Origin of the sequence: Leisingera sp. M527 (assembly GCF_025141525.1) — a bacterium.
GTDB lineage: Bacteria > Pseudomonadota > Alphaproteobacteria > Rhodobacterales > Rhodobacteraceae > Leisingera.
On record NZ_CP081037.1, the window covers coordinates 2,017,721 to 2,038,961 of the forward strand.

At 62.1% G+C, this 21,241-nt stretch carries 14 protein-coding genes; 5 read left to right on the forward strand and 9 right to left on the reverse strand.

Annotated elements, in window-relative coordinates; genetic code table 11:
- Window positions 1-35: 35 nt before the first annotated feature.
- Both mfd and K3555_RS10090 read right to left on the reverse strand, forming a co-directional pair.
- Window positions 36-3,500 (reverse strand): transcription-repair coupling factor, encoded by a 3,465-nt coding sequence (mfd, locus tag K3555_RS10085; protein ID WP_260008367.1) that lies wholly within the window; start codon window positions 3,498-3,500, stop codon window positions 36-38.
- A 44-nt stretch (window positions 3,501-3,544) separates the two neighbouring features.
- The gene (locus tag K3555_RS10090) at window positions 3,545-4,066 is read right to left on the reverse strand and encodes a component of SufBCD complex (RefSeq protein ID WP_259999236.1); all 522 of its coding nucleotides are present in this window, start codon (window positions 4,064-4,066) and stop codon (window positions 3,545-3,547) included.
- A gap of 184 nt (window positions 4,067-4,250) precedes the next feature.
- Here K3555_RS10090 and hemB point away from each other — a divergent pair, with 184 nt between their 5' ends.
- Window positions 4,251-5,249 (forward strand): porphobilinogen synthase, encoded by a 999-nt coding sequence (gene hemB, locus K3555_RS10095; RefSeq protein ID WP_259999238.1) that lies wholly within the window; start codon window positions 4,251-4,253, stop codon window positions 5,247-5,249.
- Between the two features lie 151 nt (window positions 5,250-5,400).
- Complete coding sequence (locus K3555_RS10100) at window positions 5,401-5,976, forward strand: YSC84-related protein (RefSeq protein WP_259999240.1); 576 nt, start codon at window positions 5,401-5,403, stop codon at window positions 5,974-5,976.
- A 106-nt stretch (window positions 5,977-6,082) separates the two neighbouring features.
- Here K3555_RS10100 and K3555_RS10105 read toward each other — a convergent pair whose 3' ends face one another.
- Window positions 6,083-6,955 (reverse strand): NAD(P)-dependent oxidoreductase, encoded by an 873-nt coding sequence (locus K3555_RS10105; RefSeq protein ID WP_260008368.1) that lies wholly within the window; start codon window positions 6,953-6,955, stop codon window positions 6,083-6,085.
- Between the two features lie 116 nt (window positions 6,956-7,071).
- Between K3555_RS10105 and K3555_RS10110 the strand changes: the two genes are divergently transcribed.
- Entirely contained in the window at window positions 7,072-9,549 is a 2,478-nt protein-coding gene (locus tag K3555_RS10110) for a penicillin acylase family protein (protein WP_260008369.1), read from the forward strand.
- Between the two features lie 61 nt (window positions 9,550-9,610).
- Here K3555_RS10110 and hflX read toward each other — a convergent pair whose 3' ends face one another.
- The 4 genes from hflX to trkA form a co-directional block, all read right to left on the reverse strand.
- Window positions 9,611-10,882: a GTPase HflX gene (gene hflX / locus K3555_RS10115; protein WP_260008370.1), complete on the reverse strand. Its 1,272-nt coding sequence runs from the start codon at window positions 10,880-10,882 to the stop codon at window positions 9,611-9,613.
- Complete coding sequence (gene hfq / locus K3555_RS10120; protein WP_005611588.1) at window positions 10,882-11,121, reverse strand: RNA chaperone Hfq; 240 nt, start codon at window positions 11,119-11,121, stop codon at window positions 10,882-10,884. The genes hflX and hfq overlap by 1 nt, the downstream gene beginning before the upstream one ends.
- A 120-nt stretch (window positions 11,122-11,241) precedes the next feature.
- Complete coding sequence (locus K3555_RS10125; RefSeq protein WP_259992380.1) at window positions 11,242-12,777, reverse strand: TrkH family potassium uptake protein; 1,536 nt, start codon at window positions 12,775-12,777, stop codon at window positions 11,242-11,244.
- Window position 12,778: 1 nt separating this feature from the next.
- Entirely contained in the window at window positions 12,779-14,155 is a 1,377-nt protein-coding gene (trkA, locus tag K3555_RS10130; RefSeq protein WP_259992382.1) for a Trk system potassium transporter TrkA, read from the reverse strand.
- 134 nt (window positions 14,156-14,289) lie between these two features.
- Here trkA and K3555_RS10135 point away from each other — a divergent pair, with 134 nt between their 5' ends.
- Window positions 14,290-14,736: a hypothetical protein gene (locus K3555_RS10135; protein WP_259992384.1), complete on the forward strand. Its 447-nt coding sequence runs from the start codon at window positions 14,290-14,292 to the stop codon at window positions 14,734-14,736.
- A 385-nt stretch (window positions 14,737-15,121) separates the two neighbouring features.
- On the forward strand, window positions 15,122-17,455 hold the full coding sequence (locus K3555_RS10140) for a caspase family protein (protein WP_260008371.1): 2,334 nt from the start codon (window positions 15,122-15,124) through the stop codon (window positions 17,453-17,455).
- A gap of 55 nt (window positions 17,456-17,510) precedes the next feature.
- Here the strand turns inward: K3555_RS10140 and K3555_RS10145 are convergent, their stop codons facing one another.
- Window positions 17,511-18,920 carry a sigma-54 dependent transcriptional regulator gene (locus K3555_RS10145; RefSeq protein ID WP_027258843.1) on the reverse strand — a complete coding sequence of 470 codons (1,410 nt, stop codon included), beginning with the start codon at window positions 18,918-18,920 and terminating at the stop codon, window positions 17,511-17,513.
- A complete protein-coding gene (locus K3555_RS10150) occupies window positions 18,917-21,196 on the reverse strand; it encodes a PAS domain-containing sensor histidine kinase (protein ID WP_260008373.1) in 2,280 nt (759 codons plus the stop codon). The genes K3555_RS10145 and K3555_RS10150 overlap by 4 nt, the downstream gene beginning before the upstream one ends.
- Window positions 21,197-21,241: the final 45 nt, after the last annotated feature.

The following is a 21,241-nucleotide window of genomic DNA, read 5'->3' on the forward strand; positions in this document are numbered from 1 at the left end:
TGCCAAGGAAATTCGAATTTCCTTGGCTCTGCGTGTCAAGCTTTCGCTTTTGCCTTGGCCTTTTTCTTCTCTGCCACGACTTTCTCTGCCAGGTCGCGGGCAATGGCAAAGGCGCCCTTGATCTTGTCGCTGTCTTTCTTCCAATCCCGGCGCACGACGATTTTGTTGTCCTTGACCTTGGCCAGACCGTTTTGGCCCTGGATGAACTCCACCAGCCCCTGGGGCGAGGCGAATTTGTCATTGTGGAATTGGATCGTTGCGCCTTTCGGCCCGCCGTCCATCTTGGCAATGCCTGCGCGTTTGCACATTCCCTTGATCCGCACCACCAGCATCAGTGTGTTGACCTCTTTCGGCAGCTTGCCGAAACGGTCGATCAGCTCAGCCGCAAAACCTTCCAGCTCCACCTTGGTCGACAGCGACGACAGGCGGCGGTACAGTCCGAGACGCACATCCAGATCCGGCACGTAATCTTCCGGGATCAGCACCGGAACGCCCAGGTTGATCTGCGGCGCCCATTGCGCATCGGCGTCCGAGAGGCCCTCCATCTCACCCGCCTTAATCTTGGCAATCGCCTCCTCCAGCATCGACTGGTACAGTTCATACCCCACATCGCGCATCTGGCCGGATTGCTCATCGCCCAGCAGGTTGCCGGCACCGCGGAGATCAAGGTCTTGCGAAGCCAGGGTAAAGCCGGCGCCCAATGTGTCGAGCGAGCCCAGCACCCGCAGCCGTTTCTCTGCCGCCGGTGTCAGCCGCTGGCGCGGTTTGGTGGTGAGATAGGCATAGGCACGGGTTTTCGAACGCCCCACCCGGCCCCGGATCTGATAGAGCTGCGACAGGCCGAACATGTCGGCGCGGTGCACCACCATCGTGTTGGCGGTCGGAATGTCGAGGCCCGATTCCACAATCGTTGTTGCCAGCAGGACGTCATATTTACCGTCATAAAACGCGTTCATCCGGTCATCAAGTTCGCCCGCTGCCATCTGCCCATGCGCCACCACATAGGTGAGTTCGGGCAGCTGCGCCTGCAGGAACGCCTCGACATCCGGCAGGTCAGTGATCCGCGGCACCACATAGAAGCTTTGCCCGCCGCGGTAATGCTCGCGCAGCAGCGCCTCGCGGATAGTGACGGTGTCGAACTCGCTGACGTAGGTGCGGATTGCCAGACGGTCCACCGGCGGGGTGCCGATGATCGACAGGTCCCGCACACCGGTCAGAGACAGCTGCAGTGTGCGCGGGATCGGTGTGGCCGTCAGCGTAAGCACATGGATGTCACTGCGCAGCTGTTTCAGCCGTTCCTTGTGGCCCACGCCAAAGTGCTGTTCCTCGTCGATGATCAGCAACCCGAGATTCTGAAACCTGATGTTCTTGGCCAGCACAGCGTGAGTGCCGACCACAATATCGACGGTCCCCTTGGCCAGCCCTTCACGGGTCTGGCTGGCCTCCTTGGTGCTAACAAAACGCGACAGCTGCCTGACCTGCAAAGGAAACCCGCGAAAACGCTCGGCAAAGGACGCCGCGTGCTGGCGCGCCAGCAGTGTGGTCGGGGCCACCACCGCCACCTGCAGGCCGGTCATCGCTGCGACAAAAGCCGCGCGCATTGCCACCTCGGTCTTGCCAAAACCCACGTCGCCGCAGATCAGCCGGTCCATCGGCTGGCCTGAGTGCAGATCCTCCATCACGTCCTCGATGGCGCGCAGCTGGTCGTCGGTCTCCTGATACGGGAAGCGGGCGGAAAATTCCTCCCAGGCATGCGGCGGCGGGTCCATCACCGGTGCCTTGCGCAGGGCGCGTTCGGCTGCAATGCGGATCAGCTTGTCCGCCATCTCGCGGATGCGTTCCTTGAGCTTGGCCTTCTTGGCCTGCCAGGCACCGCCGCCCAGCCGGTCCAGCAGACCTTCGTCATGGCCGTATTTGGACAGCAGTTCGATGTTTTCGACCGGCAGATACAGTTTGGATGCTTCGGCATATTCCAGCAGAATGCATTCATGCGCGGCACCCGCGGCAGTCACCACTTCCAACCCCTTGTAGCGGCCGATGCCGTGGTCCACATGCACCACCAGATCACCAGGGCTGAGCGACTGGGTTTCGGTCAGGAAATTCTCGGCCTTGCGGCGTTTCTTGGGTGCCCGGATCAGCCGGTCACCCAGCACATCCTGCTCCGAGATCACCGTCATGTCCGGCGCCTGGAACCCGTGTTCCAGCGCCCAGACCGCCAGGTGCAGGCCGCTTTTGCCGATCCGCGTGCCATCCGTCACCGGGATGGCTTCTGCAAGGCCTTCATCCTCAATCAGCCCGGTCAGACGTTCGCGTGCGCCTTCGGAGTAAGAGGCAATAAGAACCGGCCCCTCTTGCATCCGCGCCTTAATATGGGATGCCAAAGCCCCGAAAAGACTGATGCTTTCCTGCTGGCGCTCGGGTGCGAAGTTGCGCCCGAGCCGCCCGCCGGCGTCCACTGTGCCGGGACCCGAGGCCTGCGGCAGCGGATGCAGTTGCACCACACGATGTTCTGCCGATGCGGCCTCCCAAGCGGCATCATCCAGATACAGCAAACCCGGCGGCGTGGGTTTATAGACTGTATCAATCCGCCCCTTCTGCGTCATAGCGTGTTTGCGGGTTTCAAACTGGTCCTCGATGGTGTCCCAGCGCGCCAGCCGTGCCGGTGTCACCTGATCATCCAGTGTCACCGTTGCCTGCGGCAGATAGTCGAACAGGGTTTCCAGCTTTTCATGGAAGAACGGCAGCCAATGCTCGATCCCCTGATGCTTGCGCCCTGCACTCACTGCCTCGTACAGCGGATCATCCGTACCGGCGGCGCCGAATTCGATCCGGTAGTTCTGACGGAACCGGGTGATTGCTGCCTCGTCCAGGATCACTTCGGACACCGGCGCCAGCTCCACCACCTCCAGTTTCTCGGTGGTGCGCTGCGAGGCCGGATCGAACCGCCGTGCGCCATCCAGCACATCGCCGAACAGATCCAGCCGCACCGGGCCGCTTTCCCCCGGCGGGAAGATATCGATGATCCCGCCGCGCACCGCATAGTCGCCCGGCTCCATCACCGTCGGGCTTTGGGTGAACCCCATACGCACCAGGAAATTGCGCAGCGCGCCTTCGTCAATCCGGTGATCGACACGGGCGGTAAAGGCCGCCTCGCGCAGCACATCGCGCGCAGGCAGCCGCTGGCTGGCGGCATTCAATGTGGTCAGCAGCACAAACTGCTTGGGCATCTGATGCACCAGGGCCGCCAGCGTGGCCATCCGCGCAGCCGAGATATCGGCGTTCGGCGACACCCGGTCATAAGGCAGGCAATCCCAGCCCGGAAAGACAAACACCGGCATCTGCGGCGCAAAAAAGGCAAGTGCCGACCGCATTGCCTCCATCCGCTTGTCGTCACGCGCAACATGCAGAACCGGCGCGCCGGATTTTTGCACTTCCTTCAGGATCAGCCGGGCATCAAACCCTTCGGGCGCGCCGCCCATGGTGATTGCACGCTGTGCCATGCCTTTTCCTTTCCGGGTGTCCTCAATCGGTCTCAGCCCGCCTGTTAAAATGCCCCGATGGTCAGGTTTTGATACATGCCCCAGAACGCAGTGACCACAATGGAGATGACCCCGACGACCTGCACATAGAGCCGGCAAAACGCCAATCTTTTGCGCAGCTCCCCGCCCGTGGCACCGTCCTGCGAGATCCGGCGCGCGGTTGAAAAGCTGATCAGCCCGACCACAGCCATTGGAAACACCAGCAGGAATACAGCCTGGGCAATCTCCAGCAGGAATACAAAGCCAAGCACAGCCAGCCCGGACATCACGAAACAGGACAGCGCCACCAGCCAGGGGCCTGAAACCTCGGAGATGAACAGCAGGCGGTTCACATTGACCCGCACCATATCCTCCAGATCGCGTTCCGCCTGGCCGCCATTTCGCTGCGCCCGCTGGACCATGTCATAGGGAACCCCCAGGATCCTATTGCTGGCCGTCGACCAGAGCACCGCCAGCGCAATCCAGTACCACAGGTTGGAGAATGACCGCAGCTCAATCATCTCATAGATAATATGAAGCAGATCCACGCCAGCCCCCCGCTTGTGCCCGCAGATCCTCGGGCTGGAATTTGTCAACCGGCCCTATATCAACCGGGAAGCGCGCACAGGCAAGCCCCGCCTGCTGCACAAGTTTTTTGGCGCGGCGATTGTGCCCCTTGTTCCCGGGGCCGCTTCCATGCCACCCATAGGCAAGCCAAATCGAGAGACCGCCATGAAGCCCACCGTTGCGCCCTTTCCCGCCGCCCGCCTGCGCCGTACCCGTGCCAGCCAGGCCATCCGTGACCTGGTCCGGGAGAACACCCTGACGCCGTCTGATTTCATCTGGCCGGTGTTTGTCCGTGAAGGGGAAGGCATCGAAGAACCGATTGCTTCGATGCCCGGTGTGGTGCGCCGCTCAGTGGACAGGATTGCCGAAGCCGCGGTTGAGGCGCAGGCGCTGGGGATCCCGGCGATCTGCCTCTTTCCCTACACCGATGCCTCGCTCAAGACCGAAGATTGCGCCGAGGCCTGGAACCCCGGCAACCTGACCAACCGCGCAATCCGCGCGATCAAGGATGCGGCGCCGGATATCGCAGTGATGACTGACGTGGCGCTGGACCCCTACAATATCAACGGCCACGACGGTTATGTGGTCGACGGCGAGATCGTCAATGACGCCACCGTCGAGGCGCTGGTCAAAATGACGCTCGCTCAGGCCGATGCCGGCGCCGACATCATCGGACCGTCCGACATGATGGACGGGCGGATCGGGGCGATGCGCGGCGCGCTGGAAAAGGCCGGCCACCACAATGTGGCGATCCTGTCCTATTCGGCCAAATACGCCTCTGGCTACTATGGGCCGTTCCGTGATGCGGTCGGCGCCTCGGGCGCGCTGAAGGGTGACAAGAAAACCTACCAGATGGATCCCGCCAACAGCGACGAGGCGCTGCGGCTGATTGAGCGCGACCTGATGGAGGGCGCCGACATGGTGATGGTCAAACCGGGGATTGCATACCTGGACATCTGCCACCGGGTGAAATCCGCCTTTGGCGTGCCCACCTATGCCTATCAGGTCTCAGGCGAATACGCGATGATCCAGGCCGCGGCGCAAAACGGCTGGATCGACGGCGAAACGGTGATGATGGAAAGCCTGATGGCTTTCAAACGGGCGGGCTGCAACGGCATTCTGACCTATTTCGCACCCGCCGCGGCCCGGTTGCTGAACGGCTGACCCAGTCATTCAGTGCAGATACGGATCACTTCAGCGGGAAGCCGCCGCTGTCCAGATGGCAGCGGATGACAGGCAGCGGTTTTCCGCGTATACATTTGCCCAGAGCCGGAGCATACCGGCCTTGGAGCAAATCATTACAGGCACCTGAGAAATGAGCAGTTTTTCCTCTTCCCGCATGACCCGCCGCGGCTTTGCCCTGACGGCCCTGGCCGGCGCCGGCGTCACCGCCGCATGCGGCAACGGCATAGGCAACAGCAATGGCGCGACCATCGACGCCCGCGTTGATAGCACGCTGAACCAAATGTACAGCCAGTACCCCAACACCCGCACCCTGGCCGATAAGGCAACCGGCATGCTGGTAATGCCGCTGGTCACAGAGGCGGGCTTTGTATTTGGCGGGGCCTATGGGCGCGGCGCCCTGCGGATCAACGGCGTGACCGTCGATTATTACGCCACTTACAAGGGCAATGCGGGTCTGCAGATCGGCGCCCAGCAGTATGCGCACGTGCTGTTCTTCATGACCGAAGGCGCCTTGGCCGGCTTCCGCCGCTCGTCCGGTTGGGCGGCAGGCGCAGATGTGGAATATGTGATCAAGGACGAAGGCAACGCGCTGAGTGCCGACACCAATACCCTGACGTCCCCGGTGCTTGCAGTGGTTTTTGCCCAGGCAGGCCTGCGCGTTGGTGCGACCTTGGAAGGCACCAAATACACCCGTATCATCCCCTGACTGATCCGGGACGCGGCCGTGGCTCACGGCCTTCGCTTCTTTCTGGTTAAAAATACCTCCGCCGGAGGCATGGCCTTTCCCGCAGGAAAGGCCATTTTCCTTACCCTCAGTCCAGTTTGCGCAGCCGTTTGAACAGCGACGAGGTATCCCAGCGCCCGCCGCCCATCTTTTGCACGTCCTTGTAGAACTGATCCACCAGAGCTGTGACCGGCAGGCTGGCGCCGGTTTCATCCGCTGCATCCAGGCAGATACCCAGATCCTTGCGCATCCAGTCCACCGCAAAGCCATGCTCGAAATGATCGTCCAGCATGGTCTCGTAACGGTTGGCCATCTGCCAGCTGCCCGCCGCGCCCTGGCTGATCACTTCGACCACCGCGCGCCCGTCCAACCCGGCCTTCTCGGCAAAATGCAGTGCCTCGCTCAAGCCTTGAACAAGACCGGCAATGGCGATCTGGTTGCTCATCTTTGTCAGCTGCCCCGCGCCTGAGCCACCGATCCTGCGGCAGATTTTCGCGTAGGCATCAATCACCGGCTCCACCCGCGCATAGGCGCCTTCATCGCCGCCGCACATCACCGACAGCACCCCGTTTTCCGCCCCCGCCTGACCGCCGGAAATCGGTGCATCCACAAAGAACACGCCTTTCTCTTCAGCCGTGCCATGCAACTCGCGGGTCACGGTTTCCGACACTGTGGTGTGATCAACAAACACCGCGCCTTCGCGCATTCCGGCAAAGGCGCCATCCGGCCCCAGGCAAACCGAGCGCAGATCGTCGTCATTGCCAACACAGGCCATTACAAATTCCGCCCCCGCCGCAGCCGCCCGCGGTGTGGCGCCGAACTGGCCGCCATGCTCGGCGGCCCAGGCCTTTGCCTTGGCTTCGGTCCGGTTGTAGACGGTGACCTCATGGCCCGCGGCCTGCAGGTGCCCGGCCATCGGATAGCCCATGACGCCGAGCCCCAGAAACGCGATTTTTGCCATCTGCTTTTCCCCTGATCTGTCTTCGCTTATGTTGGCGCCAACCCTACCACCGCCGCCGCGGGGCGCAATCTGCCAAGCGGCTGGAAATGACAAAACCCAAGGGAAAACAACCGCTGATGGGACATCTTTTCCGCTGGCTTCTGCGCATAGCTGCCGGCCTGATTCTGCTGAGTGTTCTGGCCGCTGCGCTGGTCTATTACCTGGCGTCGCAGTCACTGCCTGAATACAACAAAGAGCTTTCCCTGCCCGGCCTTTCCTCGCCTGTCGAGATTGTCCGCGACAACGCCAATGTGCCGCATATCTTCGGCAGTTTCGGCGCCAGCGACGAGGATGTCTATTTTGGCCTCGGCTATGCCCATGCTCAGGACCGCCTGTGGCAGATGGCGGTGATGCGGCGCACCGCCAAGGGCCGCCTGTCGGAAATCTTCGGCACCCGCACGGTTGAGACCGACACATATCTGCGGCGGCTGGATATCTACCGTCTGGCGCAGGAGTCTGCGGCCGTGCAGTCGCCCGAGGCGATGACCGCGCTCAAGGCCTATGCCGCCGGCGTCAACGCCCGCCTTCAGGAGATCAATGAAGACGCGCTTGGCCGCGGTGCGCCGGAGATGTTCCTGTTCAACATGCCGGTTGCGCCCTGGCAGCCCGCCGACAGCATCGCAATCATGAAGCTGATGGCGCTGCAGCTGTCCGGCCACATGAAAGAAGAGATCCTGCGCGCCCGGACTTCGCTGGCACTGGATGATGCCGCCAGGATCAAGGACATCCTGCCGGATGCGCCGGGCAAAGGGCTGACTGCGCTGCCGGAGTATGCAGCACTGGTTCCCGATGTCCGGCAGTTCGCCACTGCCGAGCCCGCAGAGGAAGACAGCCTGCTGTTTCCGGTTGCTCCGCGCGGGCTGGCCGGGGCCTCCAACGCCTGGGCCGCCGCCCCGAGCCGTTCGACGGCGGGCGGCACGCTATTGGCCAATGATCCGCACCTGGGCCTCAGCGCACCCGGCATCTGGTATCTGGCACGGCTTGAACTGGGCACCGGCGGAGTGATCGGCGGCACCATCCCCGGCATCCCGGCGGTAATCGCCGGACGCTCAGACGTGCTGGGATGGGGGGTGACCTCGTCTTATCTGGACGATCAGGACTTGTTCATCGAACGCCTCAACCCGGAAAATCCTCAGGAGTATCTGAGCGTTGAAGGGTACAAGGAATTCATCTCCCGCCCGTCGATCATCAAGATCAAGGACCAGGCGCCGGTTACTTTGACCCTGCGCTGGACAGACAACGGCCCGGTGCTGCCCGGTTCGATGTTCAAGCTGGCTGAAATAACCCCGCCCGGCCATGTGGTATCGCTCAGCTGGACTGTGCTCAGCCCCAAAGATACCTCAATGAGTGCTGCCATCGGCCTGATGCGCAGCACCACAGTCCAAGACGCAATCATAGCCGGAGAAGGCTTTGTCGCACCTTCGCAAAACCTGACTCTGGCGGATAAGGACGCAATTGCGCTCAAGACCGTCGGCGCCTTCCCGCTGCGCGACGCCGCACACCAAAGCAAGGGCCGGATGCCAAGCCAGGGCTGGCGCCCGGAGAACCGTTGGCAAGGCCGCGCGCCTTATGCAGAAAATCCTGAGTTCACCAGCCCCGCAGGCGGCATCCTCGGCAATACCAACAACAAGATCCTGGACCGCCCCTTCCCGAACCACGTCTCCTTTGACTGGGGGGATACCCAGCGCATCCACCGCTGGGAAAAACTGATGCAGAACCGCGAAGTTCATACCCGCGACAGCTTTATCGAGGCGCAATTGGACACGGTCTCCTACACCGCCCGCACCCTTTTGCCGCTGATCGGGGCCGACCTGTGGTTCACCGGCGAGGCCGCCCCCGCCGGCACCCGCGAACGCCAGCGCCAGATCGCCCTGACCCTGCTGTCGGAGTGGAACGGTGAAATGAACGAGCATCTGCCGGAACCGCTGATCTATGCCGCCTGGCTGCGGGCGCTGCAGGCCCGGCTGATCACCGATGAGCTGGGACCGGTGGCCAAGACCTTCCGCCATGTGGAACCGTTGTTCATTGAACGGGTCTACCGCGATGTGGACGGCGCCGCCGTCTGGTGCGACGTGCGCCAAAGCGCTCCGCAGGAAAGCTGCACCGGCATGGCCCGGCTGGCACTGGATGATGCGCTGATCTGGATCGAAGAACGCTATGGCACCGCGCTGGAATCGCTGCGCTGGGGCGATGCGCATCAAGCCACGCAGGACCACCCGGTGCTGGGCGAAGTGCCGCTGCTGCGTTACTTCGTGAACATCCGCCAATCCACCAGCGGCAGCGGCAACACCCTGCAGCGCGGCAAGAGTTCAGGTAAGGACCCGGATCCGTTCCAGAACACCCATTCTGCCGGCTACCGCGGGGTCTATGATTTTGCCGACCCCGACAGTTCCGTCTTTATCGTATCAACCGGCCAGTCCGGCCATCCGCTGTCGCGCTACTATGACGACATGGCCCAGCTCTGGCGGCGCGGCGAATACATCCCGATGTCATTGGATGAGGATCTGGCCCGCGCCGCAGCTGTCGGCATTACCCGGATCACCCCCCGCCAATAATAACGGGACAATAAAAAAGGGCGCTGCGGCGCCCTTTTCCTTTTACTCTTGACGCAAGGCGTCACAGCCTCTCGTACTTTGCCTTTTGCCGGTCGGTCCACAGCACGGTAATGTCAAAACCGGTTTCGGTCTGTTCTTCGCTTTGAACCAGATCTTCCTTGAACAGCCAGGCGCGCTGTTTGCCCTCGGCAAACGTGAGTTTCAACAGCTCCTCGTGCCGCACGCCCTGCAACTGTTCGGCGATATCGGCCAGCAACCCGTCCAGCCCCTCGCCCGTCAGGGCCGAGATCGCATGAATACCGTCCTCACGTTCCGCACGCTGACGGCGGGCTTCGGCGTCGTCTTCGGGCAGCTGATCCAGCTTGTTCCAAACTTCGATCCGGGCGCGGTTTTCGTCCACTCCCAATGAGGTCAGGATGGCCTCGACGTCTTTGGCTTGCTGCTCGCTTTCATCATGGCTGATGTCGCGCACATGCAGGATCACATCCGCCGCCAGAACCTCTTCCAGCGTCGCCCGGAAAGATGCCACCAGTTCGGTCGGCAGATCCGAGATAAAGCCCACGGTGTCGGACAGGATCACCTCCCGCCCATCCGCAATCTGCACCCGGCGCATGGTCGGGTCCAGGGTGGCAAAGAGCATGTCCTTGGCCATCACCTCGGCCCCGGTCAGCCGGTTGAACAGGGTCGACTTGCCGGCGTTGGTATAGCCCACCAGCGCCACAATCGGATAGGGCACCTTGGCCCGCGAGGCGCGGTGCAGGGTGCGGGTTTTCACCACCTTGTCGAGCTGCCGGCGCAGGCGCACCAGCTGATCGTCAATAGCACGGCGGTCGGCCTCGATCTGGGTTTCGCCGGGTCCGCCGACAAATCCCAATCCGCCGCGCTGGCGCTCCAGGTGGGTCCAGGCCCGCACCAGCCGCGTCCGTTGATAGCTGAGCGCCGCCATCTCGACCTGCAGCACACCTTCGCGGGTGGCTGCACGGTCCGAGAAGATCTCAAGGATCAGGCCGGTCCGGTCGAGGATCTTGACCTTCCAGGCTTTTTCCAAATTGCGCTGCTGCACCGGGGACACCGACCCGTCAATCAGGACCAGTTCCACCTCATTTGCTTTCAGGATGCCCGCCAGCTCTTCGATTTTGCCAGAGCCGAACAGCATCCCCGCATGCGCCTTGGGCAGGCGCACAACATTGGAGCCGATCACATCAAGATCGGGAAGGGCCGCTGCCAGCGCAACGGCCTCATCAAGCGCAGGTGCAGCCTGGCGGCGCCTGCTGTCGGATTTGATTTCCGGATGCAGCACCCAGGCACGGGTCTGCGTCCTTTCATGCTCCATCAATTGGAGTCTTCACCCTCATAGAGACTGATCGGCTGGGCCGGCATGATGGTCGAAATCGCGTGTTTGTAGACCAGCTGCGACTGTCCGTCGCGGCGCAGCAGCACGCAGAAATTGTCGAACCAGGTGATCACACCCTGCAGCTTGACCCCGTTGATCAGAAAGATTGTAACCGGAACCTTGGTTTTGCGAACGTGATTCAGGAAGGCATCCTGAAGATTCTGTCTGTCCGAAGCCATTTTTTATTATCTCGCCTTTGTTCTTGCCGCGCGCTGCGGACCAGCACGCACATTAAATTCAGTATGGACGGAGAAAATGTAAGTTTCCACCAGAAAAACACTTTTCACCCTCAAGGGCGGTCAGCTGCGCCAAAGGTTGGGTGACAACAGCGCAATGAAGGCCAGGGTCTCCAGCCGCCCGAGAACCATCGCAATGCACAGGATCAGTTTGGCAGGATCTGTCAAAAGGTTCAGTACAATCGGCGTACTGCTGGCCGTATCAGCCAGCGGGCCGGTTGTTGACAGCGCCGCTACCGCCAGCACCAGCGATTGTTCAAAATCCGTGCCGACTGCGGCAAGCGCAGTGCTGACCACAGCCAGCGACAGGGCAAACAGCATGAAGAACACCCAAGCTACAAACGCTCCGTTCTTCTGCAAGCGCTTGGCGCGGTTGCCTTCGCTGCTGACCGAGCTGGGGTGCACCAGCCGCTCCATTTCGCGCAGACCATTCAGGTACAACGCGTAGACCCGCAACAGCTTGACCCCGCCCGCAGTGGTCGCAACACCGCCGCCGAACACCGCCAGCCCCAGCAGGATCATGCCCGGTGTTTCCAGCCCCGACCAGGCCTGGGCGGCTTCCCAATGCGTACTTTCAAATCCGGTGGTCGACAGGAAGGACAGCACCGTAAACAAGGTGCCCCAAAGAGCGTGCAGGGCTTGCGGCAGATCTTCACCGGCATCCACTTCATAGGCGGCCAGCCAATGGCGCAGGAACAGCAGCAGCGGCACCCCGAAAACGATCAGCAGCCCGGTTCGGAATTCCGGATCCTTGTCCAGCCGCCCCTGCCCCGCGGTGACCGTGTCGCTGGAGAAAGTCAGCCGCGACAGCGCGAAGAACATGAACAGGAACATCACCATCTCGCCCGCCAGGCCGCTGGCGGCATTCTCCACCCCGCCGATGGCCGATATCCCCGAGGTCGCCATCACCGACATCGCATGGCTGAGACCTGCCAAGGCCTGTTCGCCTGTGATCATCAACAACAGCCATAGCACAAGGGTCAGCCCGGCATAAACCGGCGCCAAGGTGCGCGTCACCAGCACCAGCTGGCGGCGGGGGTCCGCCCGCTCCATATGCAGCGGGGCGGCCGTGCCGCCGCCAGGCTCGCCCTTGGCAGTGACCTCAAACCCGCCCAGGGACATCGGCGCCAGCACCGCCGAGGCGGCCACCCACATCAAAAGACCGCCCAGCCAGCCGACAATCGCCCGCCACAGATGCACGCTGGGCGGCAGCCGGCCCGGATCGCCCCAGACATCGGCGCCGGTGGTGGTGATGGCGCTGACCATATCGAAATAGGCATTCAAAAACCGGGTGCTGACCAGCGCATCCTGAACCGGCACCGCCAAGAACAGCGGCAGTACGGTGAACGTCGCCAGCAGCGACAGCAATTGTCCCGGCATCCCGTAGCGCGGCACCCGGTTGCCCATTGACAGGCCGATCAGCACCACCAGTATTAGCCCGGCAACGCCGGCATAGAAAAAACTGCGCGAGGTGTGATGATCGTCCAACACCAGCGCATGAACGGCCGGCAGCCACATCGCCAGCGAAGCAATGCCCCAGATTAGCAGGAACAGCGGCAGGCGCAGCACGCCAATGGGAGCTTTGACCGGGCGGCGCATCCTAGAAATAGTCGATCGAAACCTGCAGCAGGCGCTCGACCTCAGGCACGTCCGCTGCCATGGCAAACAGCGCGATCACATCGCCCGCCTCGATCCGCATCTGACCGGAGGGGCGCAGCATCTCGCCGTTCTTCAGAACGCCGCCGACCAGAACGCCTTCGGGGAAGTCCGTCTCGCGGATCATCTGGCCGGCAATCGGCGAGGTCGACAATACCTCGGCCTCGATCATTTCAGCCTCGGCATCACCCAATGAGTAGACCTGCCGCACCCGGCCATATCGGATGTGGCGCAGGATTGAGCTGACGGTGGTGGAGCGCGGGTTGATATAGGCGTCGATGCCCAGATGCGGCAGCAGCGGCACCAGGGTCGGGTCATTGATCAGCGCAATGGCCAGCGGACAACCCTCGACCTTGGCGCGCACCGCGGCCAGAATGTTGGTCTTGTCGTCATCGGTCACCGCCAGCATCGCATCTGCTTTGTCGATACCCGCCTCGATCATCAGCGCCCGGTCCAGACCGTCGCCGTTCAGCACAATCGTGCGTTCCAGCGTTTCCGCCGCCCGTTCAGCACAAGCACGGTCGCGTTCGATCATCTTGGCCCGGATCCGTGTTGTGCTTGCCTCCAGCGCCTTGGCCACTTCCAGGCCGACGTTGCCGCCGCCGACCACAACCACCCGGTCCTGGCGGGTTTCCTGCTTGCCGAACACTTCGATGGTGCGGGGCACATCATCGGCGTGGCTGAACACATAGCAGCTGTCGCCGACAAACAGCTGGTCGCCCGGTTCCGGCGCAAACAAACTGCCGTCGCGCCGCACCCCGACCACAATCGCGCGCAAAGTCGAAAACAATTCGGTCAGCTGCCGCAGCGGTGTATTCACCACCGGGCAATCGGCATCGATCTGGATCCCCAGAAGCTGCGCCTTGCCGCCCATAAAGGTCTCGGTGTCAAACGCTGCCGGCGCCGACAGCCGCTGCATCGCCGCCGCCGCCACCTCGCGCTCGGGGCTGATCACCACGTCGATCGGCAAATGCTCGCGCTGATAAAGGTCGGAATAGATCGCGGTCAGATAGCTTTTGGCCCGCAGGCGGGCAATCTTGCGCTGAACCTTGAAGACCGAATGCGCCACCTGGCAGGTCACCATGTTGACCTCGTCCGAATGGGTGGCCGCGATGATCATGTCGGCATCCCGCGCCCCGGCCCGGTCCAGCACATCCGGATAGGAGGCAAAACCATGGATCCCCTGCACGTCCAGCGTATCGGTTGCCCGCCGCACCAGTTCCGGGTTGCTGTCGACAACCGTCACATCATTGTGCTCGCCGGACAAGTGCCGGGCGATCTGCCAGCCAACCTGGCCCGCGCCGCAGATAATGACCTTCATTTGCGTGTCCCTTGGCGGAATTTCGGGCGGAGTTTCGCCCGACGTGAATGACAGAAGCCGCTTTCACGGTCAATTTAATTGTAACTTGCTCTGATTGCAGCCATTCTTTGCGTATGTGCAAGGATCGAACGATCATGGCGGCCTTGGTCCTGCTGCTTGGCACGGCGGCCTGCGGACCGCTTCCTGTTTACTACAGGCAGGGGGCAGAAGTCTCGCGCCTGCAAAGTGATGAGCTTGGCTGTGCGGCGCAATCGCTGCGGGATGCGCCCGTCGCCAATGAAATCCGCCAGCATCCCCCGGTTTTCCACCCCGGCCGCAAAGTCTGTTCCGGCGGCAGCTGTTACTACCGGCCCGGCTATTGGGTGGATGGCGGCATCTACACGGTGGATGTGAATAAACCCCTGCGCCTGCGGCTGGAGAAATCCTGCATGGCGGCCAAGGGCTACCAGCAGGTCGCGCTGAAACGCTGCACCCGGCGCAACCCGGCCGCAGTAGCCGGACCGCAACTGGCCCCGCTGAGCGAAGCATCCTGCGCGCAACGCAACAAAGATGGCAGCGTCAGCATCCGCACCGGCGGCTAGGCGCACTCCCTTGCCGAAAATGCGCGGCAGGCTAACTTTGAATTGCGCCGCCGGATCAGGTAGGCTGGCGCCGGATTGTTTGTTGACCAGTATTTTTAAGAGAAAGGTACCCGATGCGGATACATTTCCTGTTTGCCGCGCTGCCTCTTGCAGCTGTGACAGCCGCCTGCGAACCAGTGGCCCCGATTGCCCCGCCACCGACAGCGGCCCCAGCGCCGGCACCTGCAACTTACAGCGCGCCGGCAACGCGGCCGGCACCTGCAGCGGCGACCAGGGCCCCGGTGATCCCGGCAGAAGAAGCGCCTGAACCCGCCTATCAAGGCGGCGGCGGCGGAGGTGGTGGTTCCGGCGGCGGCGGAGGCTGGGGTTAACCCCGGGCGCAGCCATGATCCCCCATCATTCCAGAATCCCCTCCCTTGCAGCAGCCCTTTTGGCCGGCACAGCGCTGCTGCCGGCAACGGCTGCCCAAGCGGCATATGAAACCAGCGAACGGGGCAATGCCCCGGAAACCGCCATCGTTGTCGGCATTCAGGACTATGACCACGTCTCCGACCTGACCAACACCCGCCAGGATGCCAAGGCCATGGCTGAAATGCTCAGCTCCTTCGGCTATACCGTCTATGAAGGTTATGATCTGGACAAACGCGGGTTTGAAGCGCTGCTGCGCCAGGCCGCTCTTAATATCCGCGACGGCACCCAGGTGTTCTTCTACTATGCAGGCCACGGTATTCAGCTCGGGCGGCGCAATTACCTGCTGACCAGCGACGCGGAACTTACTGGCATTCACGATCTGCCTTTCCAGTCAGTCACCCTTGACCGCGTCTCTGCCATTCTCGGAGGCAAGGCAGGCAGCCAGATCCTGATGCTGGATTCCTGCCGCGACAATCCGGTGCCGGATGCCAAGCTCAACGCTGAGGTCGGCGCCCAGCTGTATGAAGCGCGCGAAGGATTTGACGTGTTCCGCCCGCCGCTCAACACGCTGGTGGCGTTTTCCACCTCCCCCGGCGCCACGGCGCTGGATGGCGAGCCTGGCGGCAACAGCCCTTATACCGCCTCGGTCGTGCGTCATTTTCCGGACCGGCCTGACGAAGATGCAATGACTGTCCTTTCGGCAATACGCGGTGATGTCTATGCGGCGACCGGCAACACGCAAGTGCCTTGGGAAAGCTCGACGCTGATGCAGAAGGTCTATCTGCGCCCGGCAGAGCGGTCATTGAACATTGCCAAAGCTGAAGCCGAAACCGAAGCGGCAGGCCTTGACCGGATGCCCGCCGAACTGTCGGTGAAAATCCCATTGGGCCGCGCGCTGGAGCTGGCGCCGGAAATCAGCCCCTATGTCACCGCTGGCACAACGGTTTCAATTGTTGAATCGCCCTCGGCCGGAGTGACGTCGCTGCAAACCGGGGACAGCAGCGGTCTCAGCCTCAGCTATGCGCCGAAACTGACCGAGCTTCCTGCCCGCAAGGACGGCGGACAGGTCCGCAAGGACCGGATGGTGCTGCGCCTGGCCCAGGCCGGGGCAGTGCGCGACGTGACCGTGAACCTGGAAATGATCGCCCGGCAATGCGATCTCGAAGCCGGTGATCTGCTGGATCTGCAGGGGGTTGGCCTTTACCGTTACCCCAATGAAATCAACCTTAAGGATGCCGAGGCTGCCTGCCGCGACGCTGTCGGGGCCGCGCCGGATATCGGCCGCCTGCACTATCAGCTGGGCCGCGCGCTGCAGGGTCAGGGCCGCTTGATCGAAGCCTATGAAGCTTTTGAAAAGGCCGCAGAACTGGACCACGTCCGTGCCTATAACGCCGTCGCTTATCTGCATGTCACCCCGAATGTCGACCGCGAAACCGTGCCCATCCCCTACAACCCGGACAAGGCTTTTGCCCTATGGGACAAGGGGATCGAGGCAGGCGATCCCTTTTCGATGCACGCCCGCGGCAAGCGGCTTTTGCGAAAAAGCAGCACCCCAGAGGAAAAGCGGCGCGGATTTGACCTGCTGAGCCGCGCAGTGGAGCTGGGCCATACCTATTCGATGAACGAACTTGGGGTTTTCTTTCTGTGGAGCGGTGATGAATTGGCGCAGCCGGAGCGCGGCTTCTCCTACCTGCAGGCCTCTGCCGGGCGCGGCGATATCTATGGCACCGCCAACCTTGGCTATGTCTACCGCGATGGCGGCGCGGGCCAGGCGGTGGACAAAGAAAAAGCACGCGCGCTGTTTGCCGAGGCCGCACAGCTGGGCCATCCCCATGCCCCGGCTGAGATCGGCCGGATGATCATGGGCGGCGACCTGCCCGGCAGTGACGCAGCCGAAGCGTTGGAATGGTATGACATGGGGCTGTCGCGCGGCGACGCCTGGGGCGGCGCCAACGGCGCTTGGGTAGCCCTTAACAGGCTGCCGGACCGGATCCCCGCCCATGCTGCTGCTGCGCGGGCAGGCAAGGCGATGGCGCTGAATGATCCCGATGCACGCGCCGCAGCGCGGGAATTGCTGACCGGGATGGCCGAAACAGACGTTGCCGCAGGCACCCAGTACATCCTGCGCCAGCTGGGGGCCGGGATTGCCATCGACGGTCAGTTCGGCCCGTCCTCCCGCAAGCAACTGGGCAAATGGGCGCGCCAGGCAGGTTTGCCCGCAACTGTTCCCGGGGATGCCATCAGCCAGCTGCGACTGGCCGCGCAGGTCCATTTTGCACTGAACCCGATCCGCCAGGACCTGTTCTAGTCCCGTAATGCTGTACCGCCCGCGCCCGGTGGTGCCGGGCGCAAAGGCGGCCTGATCAGGCCTGTTCTTCCTCGGCCTCCACATGCGCCACCCGGGCGCCTGCCTTGTTGGAGGTCACAACCCCCAGCGACTTCAGCTTGCGGTGCAGCGCAGACCGCTCCATGCCGACAAACGATGCCGTGCGGCTGATGTTGCCGCCAAAGCGATTGATCTGGGTCAGCAGGTATTCGCGCTCAAACGCCTCCCGCGCCTCGCGCAGCGGCAATGTCGCCAGCGCACCGGACAGGACCACCCGGCCCTCCTCCTGCGGCTTGTCTTCTTCGCGCGGCAGGTCCTTGGCCTCGATCGGGCCGCTGCCATCACCAAGGATCAGCACCCGCTCCACCAGATTCTTAAGCTGGCGCACATTGCCCGGCCACAGCATGGTCTGCATCAGCGCCACCGCCTCTTCGGTCAGCACCCGCAGCGGCAGCCCCTGGGCTTCGTTGAACTGGGCTATGAAATGGCCGGCCAGCAGCGGAATATCCTCGCGCCGGTCCGCCAGCGACGGCACCGCAACCGGCACCACATTCAGCCGGTGATACAGCTCTTGCCGGAAACCGCCTGCTTCGATTTCAGCATCCAGGTCCTTGTTGGTGGCGGAAACCACCCGCAGATCGACACGGATTTTGTCCGAACCGCCAACCCGCTGGAACTGCTGATCCACCAGCACACGCAGGATCTTGGATTGCGTGCCCAACGGCATATCGGCAACTTCATCAAAGAACACCACACCGCCATGCGCCTGCTCCAGCAGGCCGGGTTCCACCCCGCGCTCCGAGGATTCGCGGCCGAACAGAACCTCTTCCATCCGGTCGGGTTCGATGCTGGCACAGTTCACCGTGATGAAGGGCGCGGAGGCCCGGTTTGAATTGGCATGGATATAACGCGCGGCAATCTCCTTGCCGCTGCCGGCCGGTCCGGTCAGCATTACCCTGCCGTTTGACTTGGTCACCTTGTCCAGCTGACTGATCAATGTCCGGAACGACGCAGAGGTGCCGATCATTTCCGCAGGGCCTGTATCCCTGCGCTTGAGATCCGAATTCTCCCGGCGCAGGCGCGAGGTTTCCATGGCCCGGCGGATCACCACCATCAGCTGGTCGATGTTAAAGGGCTTCTCGATGAAATCATAAGCCCCCTGCTTGATCGCTGCGACAGCAATTTCGATGTTGCCGTGTCCGGAAATGATCACCACCGGAACTTCCGGATTGTCGCGCTTAACCGCCTTCAGGATATCGATACCGTCCATCTGGCTGTCCTTCAGCCAGATATCCAGAATCATCAGCGCCGGTTCGGCGTCTTCCAGACGGGCCATGCATTCGTCGGAATTGGCAGCCTTTCGGGTGGCATAGCCTTCATCCTCCAGAATGTCCGAGACCAGTTCCCGGATGTCGCGCTCGTCATCTACAATCAGAATGTCACTCATGTCAGACCTGCTTTCACTGTGCTCTTGTTTGGCGCCGCTGCCCGGTTTGCAGCGGGCAGGCGGATTACCGCCATCGCGCCGTAATGCGCGTGTCCCTCGAATACCGGGGCATCTTCCAGCGTCAGCGTGCCCCCGTGCTCTTCGATGATTTTCTTAACGATCGACAGCCCCAGCCCGGTGCCCGCATCCCGCGTGGTCACATAAGGCTCAAACAGCCGTGCCCGGTCTTCGGGCAAGCCGATGCCGTTGTCGGCAATACGGACTTCATAGAAATTGCCTGCCTTGACCGCCGCCACCCGGATTTCCGGCACCAGCCCCTGCGGATTTTCCTTTATCTGCAGGCTTTCAATGGCTTCGCCTGCGTTTTTGATCAGATTGGTCAAGGCCTGGCCAATCATTGTGGCATCCAGATCCGAGGGCATGGCTGTCTCGGTCAGCTCCGCTTTGATCCGGACACCGGGCTGGCCCTGCTGCTGCAGGATAACCGCATCCCGCAGAAGTTTGACCAGATCCTCTTCGCGCCGCTCCGGTTCCGGCATGCGGGCGAATTTCGAGAATTCATCGACGATCCTGCGCAGATCATTGGTCTGGCGCACAATCACATCGGTCATGGATTGCAGCTGATCGCTGTTCTCCTCGCCCAGTTTGGGCGCGAATTTGCGTTTGATCCGTTCCGCGCTCAGCTGGATCGGGGTCAGCGGGTTTTTGATCTCATGGGCAATCCGGCGCGCCACATCGCCCCAGGCCGCCATCCGCTGGGCGCTGACAAGGTCAGTCACATCATCAAACGCCACCACATACCCCTCCAGCCGGCCCTGTTCCGACCGGCGCGGCGACATCCGCACCAGCAGGTTTTCCAGCCGGCCCTGACGCGTGACTTTGATTTCCTCCTGCACCACCTCGGCGCTGGTTTCGATCAATTCCACAAACAGCGGCCCGAACTCCGGCACCGCAACGGACAAGGCCAGGGATTGCTGATCCTCCTGCCAGTCCAACAGCCGCTCAGCCGAGCGGTTTACAAATGTGACACGCCCGTCGGCATCCAGCCCGGCAACCCCGGACGTTACCGATGACAGCACCGAATCAAACAGGCGGCGGCGGCGTTCAATCTGGCGGGTATTGTCCAGAAGGCGCCCGTGCTGCACCTTAAGTTCGCGCGTCATCTGATTGAAATACTGACCCAATTGGGAAATTTCATCGCCGCCGTCGTCAATCGGCACCTGCACGTCCAAATTGCCGGAGCCAACCCGTTGCGCCGCCACCGTCAGCCGTCCGACCGGACGCGACAACCGCTCGGCAAACCACATCCCCAACCACATCGCCGCCAGGATCAGAATCACTGCAAAACCGATATAAAGCAGCGCAAATTCAAACAGCACCCTGCCGCGCTCGCTTTCCAGCTGCTGATACAGATGGGCTGTTTCCTGGGTGTCATCCAGAAGGTTCAGAAGCTCGCCGTCCACATCGCGGCTGATGTACAGGAACCGGTCGACAAACGCCTCCAGCCGCACCAGCGCGCGGAATTCACTGTTGTTCCAATCCTCGATTAGCAGGAAACCGTCCGCACGGGCGGCACCGATCTGGCGGTTGTTCGGCTTCTCAAAATCGAATTCGTAAGACCGCTCGCCGCGCGCCCGGATCAGGCCGGCACTGTCGACGATATAAGCCTCGCGCAGCCCGCGCTGGATTTGCAGCTGGCCTTGCGACAGCACAAGACGAAGCTCTGCGTCATTGATGAAAAAACTACGGGAACGGCTGTTGTCCAGGTAACGCGCCAGTGCCCGGGCATCTTCGGTCAGGTCATTTTTCTGCTGCGTCTGATACGCGTCCGCCGCAGCCAGCGAGCTGCCGATCACCTGCCGCACCCGCTGGGAAAACCAGCCCTCCAGCCCGACATTCACCGTCAGCACAGCAAATACAGCCACGATGACTGTGGGGATCAGCGCCAGAAATCCAAAAGCGCCGATCAACCGCAGATGCAGGCGGGACCCCGCTGATTTAGAGCGCCGCGCCGCAAACAGCCGCACGATCTGCGCCATAACCAGCGCCGCGATGGCAAGGATATACACAAGGTCGGCCAGCAGAATCAGCCGCAGCGATCCGGACGAAGCCCCCTGCCCCAACGGACCGATTATAAGGAATGTCGCCAGTGCCAGCACCGGCCCCAGCACCACCAGCCCGATGGTGCCGATATTGCGCGCCCGGCGGGTTCTCCGCCACCGGTCCAAAGCCGCAAAAGGCCCGTATGCTGCCCTCAGATGTGACTTATGCGCCACTGACTGCCCTCATCCTGATGTGCGACTCTTTGCGAGTCACCGCCA

Excerpts from the sequence above, each read along its gene's own strand:
- mfd (WP_260008367.1), bottom strand. The coding sequence starts at position 3,500 with ATGGCACAGCGTGCAATCACCATGGGCGGCGCGCCCGAAGGGTTTGAT.
- hemB (WP_259999238.1), top strand. The coding sequence starts at position 4,251 with ATGAAGCCCACCGTTGCGCCCTTTCCCGCCGCCCGCCTGCGCCGTACC.
- K3555_RS10100 (WP_259999240.1), top strand. The coding sequence starts at position 5,401 with ATGAGCAGTTTTTCCTCTTCCCGCATGACCCGCCGCGGCTTTGCCCTG.
- K3555_RS10105 (WP_260008368.1), bottom strand. The coding sequence starts at position 6,955 with ATGGCAAAAATCGCGTTTCTGGGGCTCGGCGTCATGGGCTATCCGATG.
- K3555_RS10110 (WP_260008369.1), top strand. The coding sequence starts at position 7,072 with ATGGGACATCTTTTCCGCTGGCTTCTGCGCATAGCTGCCGGCCTGATT.
- hflX (WP_260008370.1), bottom strand. The coding sequence starts at position 10,882 with ATGGAGCATGAAAGGACGCAGACCCGTGCCTGGGTGCTGCATCCGGAA.
- hfq (WP_005611588.1), bottom strand. The coding sequence starts at position 11,121 with ATGGCTTCGGACAGACAGAATCTTCAGGATGCCTTCCTGAATCACGTT.
- K3555_RS10125 (WP_259992380.1), bottom strand. The coding sequence starts at position 12,777 with ATGCGCCGCCCGGTCAAAGCTCCCATTGGCGTGCTGCGCCTGCCGCTG.
- trkA (WP_259992382.1), bottom strand. The coding sequence starts at position 14,155 with ATGAAGGTCATTATCTGCGGCGCGGGCCAGGTTGGCTGGCAGATCGCC.
- K3555_RS10135 (WP_259992384.1), top strand. The coding sequence starts at position 14,290 with ATGGCGGCCTTGGTCCTGCTGCTTGGCACGGCGGCCTGCGGACCGCTT.
- K3555_RS10140 (WP_260008371.1), top strand. The coding sequence starts at position 15,122 with ATGATCCCCCATCATTCCAGAATCCCCTCCCTTGCAGCAGCCCTTTTG.
- K3555_RS10145 (WP_027258843.1), bottom strand. The coding sequence starts at position 18,920 with ATGAGTGACATTCTGATTGTAGATGACGAGCGCGACATCCGGGAACTG.